Genomic DNA, 7,122 nt, shown 5'->3' on the forward strand with positions numbered 1-7,122 from the left:
GACCACGGATCCGTCGGCTTAAGCTTCCAAAATGATCTTGGGTTTTGCTTCTCCACTCATCAGGTCAACACTACGCTGGATAAAGCTGGTGAGATTGTTGCCCTTGAGCAAACCCTGCGACAAAAGCGCCAGATCCGACAGGTTATGAACCAGCTTTTCCTGCTTTTCCTTATCGCCTTCCTTCAGGATCGTCTGATAAATGGTATGATTTCCGTTTACCGTGAGCGTCACCTCGTCGGGCATGTTTGCATAGAAGCTACCCATCGGTCCGTTCATGGCCGCCATATCCTTCATCCTGCGCATGAATTCGGGCCGGGTGGCGATGACGGGAGGCGCTTCGGGCGTCAGGCCTTTCACCTCCACGGTAACATGAAGTTCGGGTATCTGCCGGCCGAACAATTCCTTTAACGTAGATTCCTCGTCGCTGTTAAGCACGCTGCCCGAGGCTTCGGCTTTATCTATGAGATTGTCGACGATGTCTGCATCCACGCGGGCAAAATGGACTTTCTCCCATTTGGATTCCATCTGGTTGATAAATGCGGCATCGACGATCGTCTCCAATTTGACCACGATATATCCCTTTGCCTGCGCCTGCTGGATATAGCTATCCTGCTGCACCGGGTTTGTAGTATAGAGAATGACCAGCTGGTCTTCCTTGTTCTTTTGTAGGGCCTCGGTTGCCGTCCGGTATTCCTCCAGTGTATAGAATTTCCCGCCCTTCGCATCTTCCATGATATGGAATTTGGCCGCTTTGTCGAGGAATTTGTCGTCGGTCATCATGCCATATTTGACAAACAGTCCGAGGCTTTCCCATTTCTCTTCGAATTCCTTTCTCTCCTTTGTAAAGATCTCCTCCAGTTTGTCGGCCACCTTCCGGGTGATATGATTGTTTATCTTTTTGACATTGGGATCACCCTGCAGATAGCTGCGGCTTACGTTGAGGGGGATGTCGGGGCTGTCGATGACGCCATGCAGCAGCATAAGAAATTCCGGAACGATGTCGCTCACTTCATCGGTGACGAATACCTGGTTGCTGTACAGCTGGATCTTGTCCTTCTGGATCTCATAGCTTTGTTTGATCTTGGGGAAATAGAGAATCCCGGTCAAACTAAAGGGATAATCGACGTTCAGATGGATCCAGAACAAGGGAGCTTCGCTATAGGGGTAGAGCTCCTTATAAAAGTCCTGATAATCCTGCGGCGTCAGCTCACTCGGCTTTTTCGTCCAGGCGGGATTAGGATTGTTGATCTGCTGCCCTTCAAACCGGATGGGAACGGGTAAGAACCGGCAGAATTTCTTCAGAATGGTCCGGATACGCTCGGCATCCAGAAATTCCTGGCTTTCTTCGTTGATATGCAATACGATATCGGTACCGCGATCGGCCTTTTCTATATCTTCCAGGCTATATTCGGGGCTACCGTCGCATTCCCATTTGACGGCCTGGGCCCCTTCCCGGTAGCTTTTGGTGATGACATCGACCCTTTCGCTGACCATAAAGGCGGAATAGAAACCCAATCCGAAATGACCGATGATATTGGCTTCGTTTTGCCCCTTGTATTTATTCAGAAATTCCTCCGCTCCGCTGAAAGCCACCTGGTTTAGGAATTTATCTACCTCTTCACCCGTCATCCCGATCCCCTTATCCGAGATAGTAATGGTCTTCTTTTCCGTATCTAATTGAATTTCAATACCCAAATCGCCAAGATCACCCTTGGCCTCTCCCAGGGAGGAAAGGGTTTTCAGTTTTTGGGTGGCATCCACCGCATTACTGACCAGTTCGCGGATAAAAATGTCATGATCGCTGTACAGGAACTTCTTGATGATGGGGAAGATATTTTCCGTCTGAACCCTGATATTTCCTTTTTGCATGCCAAATAGTGTTTAATAGTATGTTTAATAAGGCTTAAAATAATGCCTATGGCCAAAATCAAAGAAAATGCCATTGTCGTCCGGCTGACACACTGTCAAGCCGCTATTTTAGGGGGTTTCCGTTTTGCTGGTTCCGGTCGAAATCCGTAGCTTTGCAGCCCGTTTCATATTTTTTAACAACAAACAAGTAAACAGGGATCATGAACAATTACGAATTGATGGTGATTTTTACCCCTGTGCTTTCTGAAGAGGACTACAAAGCCGCTCAGAAAAAATACGCTTCTATCGTCAAAGACAACGGCGGAGAAGTGGTGCACGAAAATCCCTGGGGTCTGAAATCACTGGCGTATCCCATCCAGAAAAAAACTACCGGTCTATACTGGGTTCTGGAGTACAATGCGCCATCCGACTTCAATGAGAAGCTGAAGATCCAGATTCTCCGCGACGAAACCGTGTTACGTTTCATGGGTACAAAACTCGATAAATACGCCGTCGAGTACAATACCAGGAAGAGAAGTGGCGTACCTACAGGAAACGAAAAAGTGGGGGCTTAATCCATGCCAAAAGCAAACGAGATCAAGTATCTGACGGCCATTAAGCCGGAGAAACGTGCTAAAAAGTTCTGCCGTTTCAAAAAATACGGCATCAAGTACATCGACTATAAGGATGCCGAATTCCTGAAGAAGTTCCTGAACGAGCAGGGTAAGCTGTTACCCCGCCGCCTTACCGGCAACTCCCTGAAATATCAGCGGAAAGTGTCCGATGCGGTGAAGAAAGCCCGTCAGATGGCCTTGTTACCTTATGTAACAGACCTGTTGAAGTAGAATCTTTTATAGTAACCTCACCCTAACCCTTTTCTATGGAAAGGGAGGACAGTCCGGATCAGTGTCAATCGCCCTCAAACGGCTTCGCAGATACGGATTGGGAAAACGGTGAACAAAAAACAAACGATGGAAATCATTTTAATTCAAGACGTAGATAACCTGGGTTCCGCTCATGAAAAAGTAAGCGTGAAGAATGGTTATGCCCGCAATTACCTGATCCCCCGCAAATTCGCAGTTGAAGCTAACCCTTCTAATCTGAAACAGCTGAACGAAAGGGTCAAGCAGCTGCAAAAGAAAGAAGCCAAACTGCTGGCTGAGGTCAATAAAGTGATCGAAGTCCTCAAGGCTTCTCCTCTCAAGGTGGGCGCCAAAACAGGTACCAGTGGCAAGATCTTCGGCAGCGTTACCTCGGTACAGCTGGCCCGCGCAATCCGCGACCAGAAAGGCTACGAGATTGACCGCCGCAGGATCCATATCCTTGACGAAGTCAAGGAACTGGGTACTTACAAAGCCCGGGTCGATTTCGGCAACAGTAATGAAGCTGAAATTGAGTTCGAGGTTGGTGCGGAATAGGTAACAACTGAGTCGCGCCCGGTTTAGAACTTCGAATTGCTAAAATCTGCTAATAAATCGGCTAATTGTTTAAAGCCCATGAAATAAATCATGGGCTTTTTTATTATTATATCTATATTTCTGCTATTTATTTGAAAATAATCAAATACGACAGGTACAAAATCGTTTTTTCACGCATACCAAATGCGCTGAGAACCTGACCAATACTAAATTTCCGAGATTTAGTACAAAATTTCAATAAGTAATAAAAATTGCTATCTTTACAATAGCTCTATTATTTTTAGTGTTATTGTAGGCTGTCGTGACTTTCTATTCAGTCAGATTCCTCAGTCGTTATAGTCTAACAGTAGGTAGAGTGGTTTTTTTCATTTTTTAATTTTTTGTACAATGAACATCTATGTAGGCAACCTCTCATGGCAGATGACCGACGAGGATCTTAGGAACCTTTTTGAACAACATGGCAGTGTCGCTTCCGCTAAAATCGTAAAAGACAAAGTTTCCGGCCGTAGCAAGGGCTTCGGTTTTGTGGAAATGGAAGACGATGGCGAAGCACAGCAAGCTATTACTAACCTGTATGACAGCGAAGTAATGGGCCGTAAAATCATCGTTAACGAATCGCAGCCTAAACAACAAGGCGGCGGTAGCGGCGGCGGTGGTGGTTACAAAAAGAGATCCTTCGGCGGCGGCGGCGGTGGCGGAGGTTACAAAAAAGGTGGTTACGATCGCGGCGGCGGCGGTGGTGGCTACAACAGGGATTATTAATCTAATCAATCGATACATCTTTGTAATAAAATCCTTTCCGGTCATTCGGAAAGGATTTTTTATTTGCTCGATCACGCCGACTATCCTTACTGCTTTTTTCCGGCCCCCAATTGTGCTAAAAGGATTAACCTTTACCTTTAAAAGAAACAAAACGTTTGCCCAATGCCACGTAAAAACATGCATCGCAGAGAGTTTCTTCGCACCACGTCCCTCGCCACTGCCGGCCTGACAATTATTAACTTCCCGATCCGTGGCAAAATGGCACCCAGTAATAAAGTCGTGCTCGCTGTCATGGGCGTCAATGGCAGGGGCGCCTATCTTGCAAAATCTTTCTCTCAATTACCGAATGTAGAAGTGGCATATATCTGCGACGTGGAGGAAAAAGCTATTCAGAATGGGCTGGCGGCACTAAAGGGGGCCCCGCGGCAGCCTATAGTAGTCCACGATATAAGGAAGCTTGTCACGCAAAAAGATTTTGACGCCCTGGTGATTGCAGCCCCTGATCACTGGCATGCGCCGGCGGCCATCCTGGGTGCATCACATGGCAAACATGTATACGTAGAAAAGCCTTGCGGCCAAAACCCGCACGAAGGCGAGCTCCTGGCGGCTGCCTTACACAAATACAAAAAGCATATTCAGATGGGAAGCCAGCGGAGGTCTTTCCCTTCCCTGATAGACGCCGCCAAACAAGTAAAAGAAGGTGTCCTTGGAAATACCTATCTCGCAAAAGCCTGGTATGCAAACAACCGGAAATCCATCGGGTATGGCAAAAAGGTTCCTGTCCCTTCCACGCTGGATTTTGAGCTTTGGCAGGGACCGGCTCCCCGAAGAGATTACCAGGATAACCTGGTACACTACAACTGGCATTGGTTCTGGCATTGGGGCACCGGCGAGGCTTGCAACAATGGGACGCACGAGATCGATTGCTGCAGGTGGTTCCTGGGCCTGAACTTCCCTCAAAAAGTTGTTTCCGCCGGTGGCAGATATGCCTTCAAAGATGACTGGCAAACTCCGGATACGCAGATAGCCAGCTTTGAATTTGCAGAAGGAAAAGCGATCACCTGGGAAGGCCGCAGCTGTAATCATTTCCCTGTGGAAGGCAGTGACCGCGGTTTTATTATCTATGGCGACAAAGGCAGCCTGCTCAATCTGGGCGGAGGTGATTATAAGATCTTCGATGATAAGAACAAGCTGGTCAAGGAGGTGAAGTCAGAGGTGGAGGCAGATCCTACTAATCCCGTAGCAGCCAGCGGCAACATGGATCTCTATCATTTTGAGAATTTTGTAAAGGCCATACGGGAAGAAGCAGCCTTGACAGCTCCTGTAGACGAAGCTTATAAAAGTGTACACCTCTGCCACCTGGCGAATATAGCACAGCGAACTTCGGGTACACTACATTGTGATCCTTCAAATGGACATATTCTAAACAACACGGAAGCCGCTGCGCTCTGGCAACGAAGCTATGAGAAGGGTTGGGAACCTGTCGTGTAGAAGTCCCGACCTTCATCAGCGTCCGCGGCTCATTTAAGTTCGCGGACCTTTATGCTTCGGTAGCTGACGAAATTGCCGTGATCCTGTAGTAGAAGATGCCCCTGTGGCGCCTCACCGAAGTTGTGCCATTTCTTGTATTTGCTGATAGCGACCAGTTCTTTGTATTCTTTTGAACCTCTTTCGTATTCAAGCACTTTTATGCCATTGAGATAGTGTTCGACATGATTGTTGGGATAGACGATGATCCGGCCTGTGTTCCATTGCCCCATCGGGTGGATGAACCGTTTTTGTTTTTTTGCAGGAATAAGATCGTATAAGGAGGACATGGTCCGGTCGCCATTGCGGCCCAGTTTCGCATCGGGATGAAGGGTATCATCGAGCACCTGGTATTCCAGGCCAATAGCAGATCCAGTATTGTTCTCTTCGAGGGTAACGAAGTATTTGACTCCGCTGTTGGCTCCGGGTGTAAGGAAGAAATCAAAAGAAAGATCAAATGCCCTGAATTCATCCGGGGTAACGATGTCTCCGCCATTAGCGCCCTCCTTACCTTCGGAAGCGAGCACGGAGATCTTCCCATCCTTTATCTCCCATCCTTTTTCGGGAAAGGTCTTCTTATAGGCGCCTATCCATCCGTTGGATGTCTTACCATCGAATAGCAGGCGCCAGCCGCTATTCTTTTCATCCCGCGTCAGTGTGTTGGGAATAGTGTTAACTACGTAGATGCCTTTGGGAAAGACAGTCGAATGGAGGTCTGTCGTTTGTATGCGGATATTTTTGAAAAAGACTTTTTCACCGGCCAGTGCGGCTTTAGAGATAGCGTGAACCTGCAGGCCTATAAATCCTTTGGCATCGGTAGCATCCGAAAGGCTGGCGATGGCGGTGCCGTTGATCCAGGTCTTCATCGTATGGTCGAGGCATTCGATCCGGACATGGTTGTACTGTCCAACTTTAAACGCGTCGTGTGCAGCGGGATTGAGCGAAACCGGGTATAGCCAGTCCCGTCTTCCTTCATCATAGATACCGCCGGACCAGCGCCGCGAAGAAGGATCTATTTCCAGTTGGCAGCCGTATACAAGCCCTTTTCCCTGGTGACCTGCGGGATCATAATGACTCCTCACCTGTATGCCGGAATTGCTGGTGGTATCCATTATACGCACGTCCATCTCGAGGATAAAATTGTCGTATTCCTTGTCGGTGACAAGGAAGCTATTGCCGGAGCCCATGACAGTGGTACCAACGATAGCGCCGTCTTCTACTTTATAGTCAGCGGTGCCGGCCAGTCGTTTCCAGCCATTCAGTGTCTTACCGTCAAAAAGGGAGGTCCACGAAGGCTTTTGGGCAAAAAGTCCGGTAGCTAGTGTCAGGCTTGCAAAGGTCAAGATAAGTTGCTTCTTCATTGGAGGGATGATTAGAAGCAATAAAGATAAGGAGAGGAGTTTGAATAGGAAATGCTAATGATGCTAATAAAAAAAGCCTCATCAAATAAATGATGAGGCTTCAAAGAATATGGCAGCTACCTACTCTCCCGCATTGTGGTGCAGTACCATCGGCCATGAGGGGCTTAACTTCTCTGTTCGGTATGGGAAGAGGTGAACACCCTCGG

General features: G+C 47.9%; 7 protein-coding genes and 1 rRNA gene. 5 read left to right on the forward strand and 3 right to left on the reverse strand.

Features of this window, described 5'->3' with window-relative positions:
- Window positions 1-18: 18 nt before the first annotated feature.
- Window positions 19-1,869, reverse strand: a complete 1,851-nt coding sequence (htpG, locus tag VGM48_RS00750; protein ID WP_331575594.1) for a molecular chaperone HtpG — start codon at window positions 1,867-1,869, stop codon at window positions 19-21.
- 200 nt (window positions 1,870-2,069) lie between these two features.
- Here htpG and rpsF point away from each other — a divergent pair, with 200 nt between their 5' ends.
- From rpsF to VGM48_RS00775, 5 genes are all read left to right on the forward strand, one after another.
- Complete coding sequence (gene rpsF / locus VGM48_RS00755; RefSeq protein WP_331575596.1) at window positions 2,070-2,423, forward strand: 30S ribosomal protein S6; 354 nt, start codon at window positions 2,070-2,072, stop codon at window positions 2,421-2,423.
- A gap of 3 nt (window positions 2,424-2,426) precedes the next feature.
- Window positions 2,427-2,693, forward strand: coding sequence for a 30S ribosomal protein S18 (gene rpsR, locus VGM48_RS00760; RefSeq protein WP_331575598.1), 267 nt, complete (start codon window positions 2,427-2,429; stop codon window positions 2,691-2,693).
- Window positions 2,694-2,819: 126 nt separating this feature from the next.
- A complete protein-coding gene (rplI, locus tag VGM48_RS00765) occupies window positions 2,820-3,266 on the forward strand; it encodes a 50S ribosomal protein L9 (protein WP_331575600.1) in 447 nt (148 codons plus the stop codon).
- Between the two features lie 387 nt (window positions 3,267-3,653).
- The gene (locus VGM48_RS00770; protein ID WP_331575602.1) at window positions 3,654-4,028 is read left to right on the forward strand and encodes an RNA-binding protein; all 375 of its coding nucleotides are present in this window, start codon (window positions 3,654-3,656) and stop codon (window positions 4,026-4,028) included.
- A 162-nt stretch (window positions 4,029-4,190) separates the two neighbouring features.
- Window positions 4,191-5,519, forward strand: coding sequence for a Gfo/Idh/MocA family oxidoreductase (locus VGM48_RS00775; protein ID WP_331575604.1), 1,329 nt, complete (start codon window positions 4,191-4,193; stop codon window positions 5,517-5,519).
- Between the two features lie 29 nt (window positions 5,520-5,548).
- On the opposite strand, the gene VGM48_RS00780 is transcribed toward VGM48_RS00775, so the two are convergent.
- Both VGM48_RS00780 and rrf read right to left on the reverse strand, forming a co-directional pair.
- Window positions 5,549-6,916 (reverse strand): DUF1080 domain-containing protein, encoded by a 1,368-nt coding sequence (locus VGM48_RS00780; protein ID WP_331575606.1) that lies wholly within the window; start codon window positions 6,914-6,916, stop codon window positions 5,549-5,551.
- 107 nt (window positions 6,917-7,023) lie between these two features.
- Window positions 7,024-7,122 (reverse strand): 5S ribosomal RNA (gene rrf, locus VGM48_RS00785); the annotation flags it as partial.

The organism is Puia sp. (genome assembly GCF_036500295.1).
Classification (GTDB): Bacteria; Bacteroidota; Bacteroidia; order Chitinophagales; family Chitinophagaceae; genus Puia.

Coding starts and splice junctions, on each gene's coding strand:
- htpG (WP_331575594.1), bottom strand. CDS start 1,869: ATGCAAAAAGGAAATATCAGGGTTCAGACGGAAAATATCTTCCCCATC.
- rpsF (WP_331575596.1), top strand. CDS start 2,070: ATGAACAATTACGAATTGATGGTGATTTTTACCCCTGTGCTTTCTGAA.
- rpsR (WP_331575598.1), top strand. CDS start 2,427: ATGCCAAAAGCAAACGAGATCAAGTATCTGACGGCCATTAAGCCGGAG.
- rplI (WP_331575600.1), top strand. CDS start 2,820: ATGGAAATCATTTTAATTCAAGACGTAGATAACCTGGGTTCCGCTCAT.
- VGM48_RS00770 (WP_331575602.1), top strand. CDS start 3,654: ATGAACATCTATGTAGGCAACCTCTCATGGCAGATGACCGACGAGGAT.
- VGM48_RS00775 (WP_331575604.1), top strand. CDS start 4,191: ATGCCACGTAAAAACATGCATCGCAGAGAGTTTCTTCGCACCACGTCC.
- VGM48_RS00780 (WP_331575606.1), bottom strand. CDS start 6,916: ATGAAGAAGCAACTTATCTTGACCTTTGCAAGCCTGACACTAGCTACC.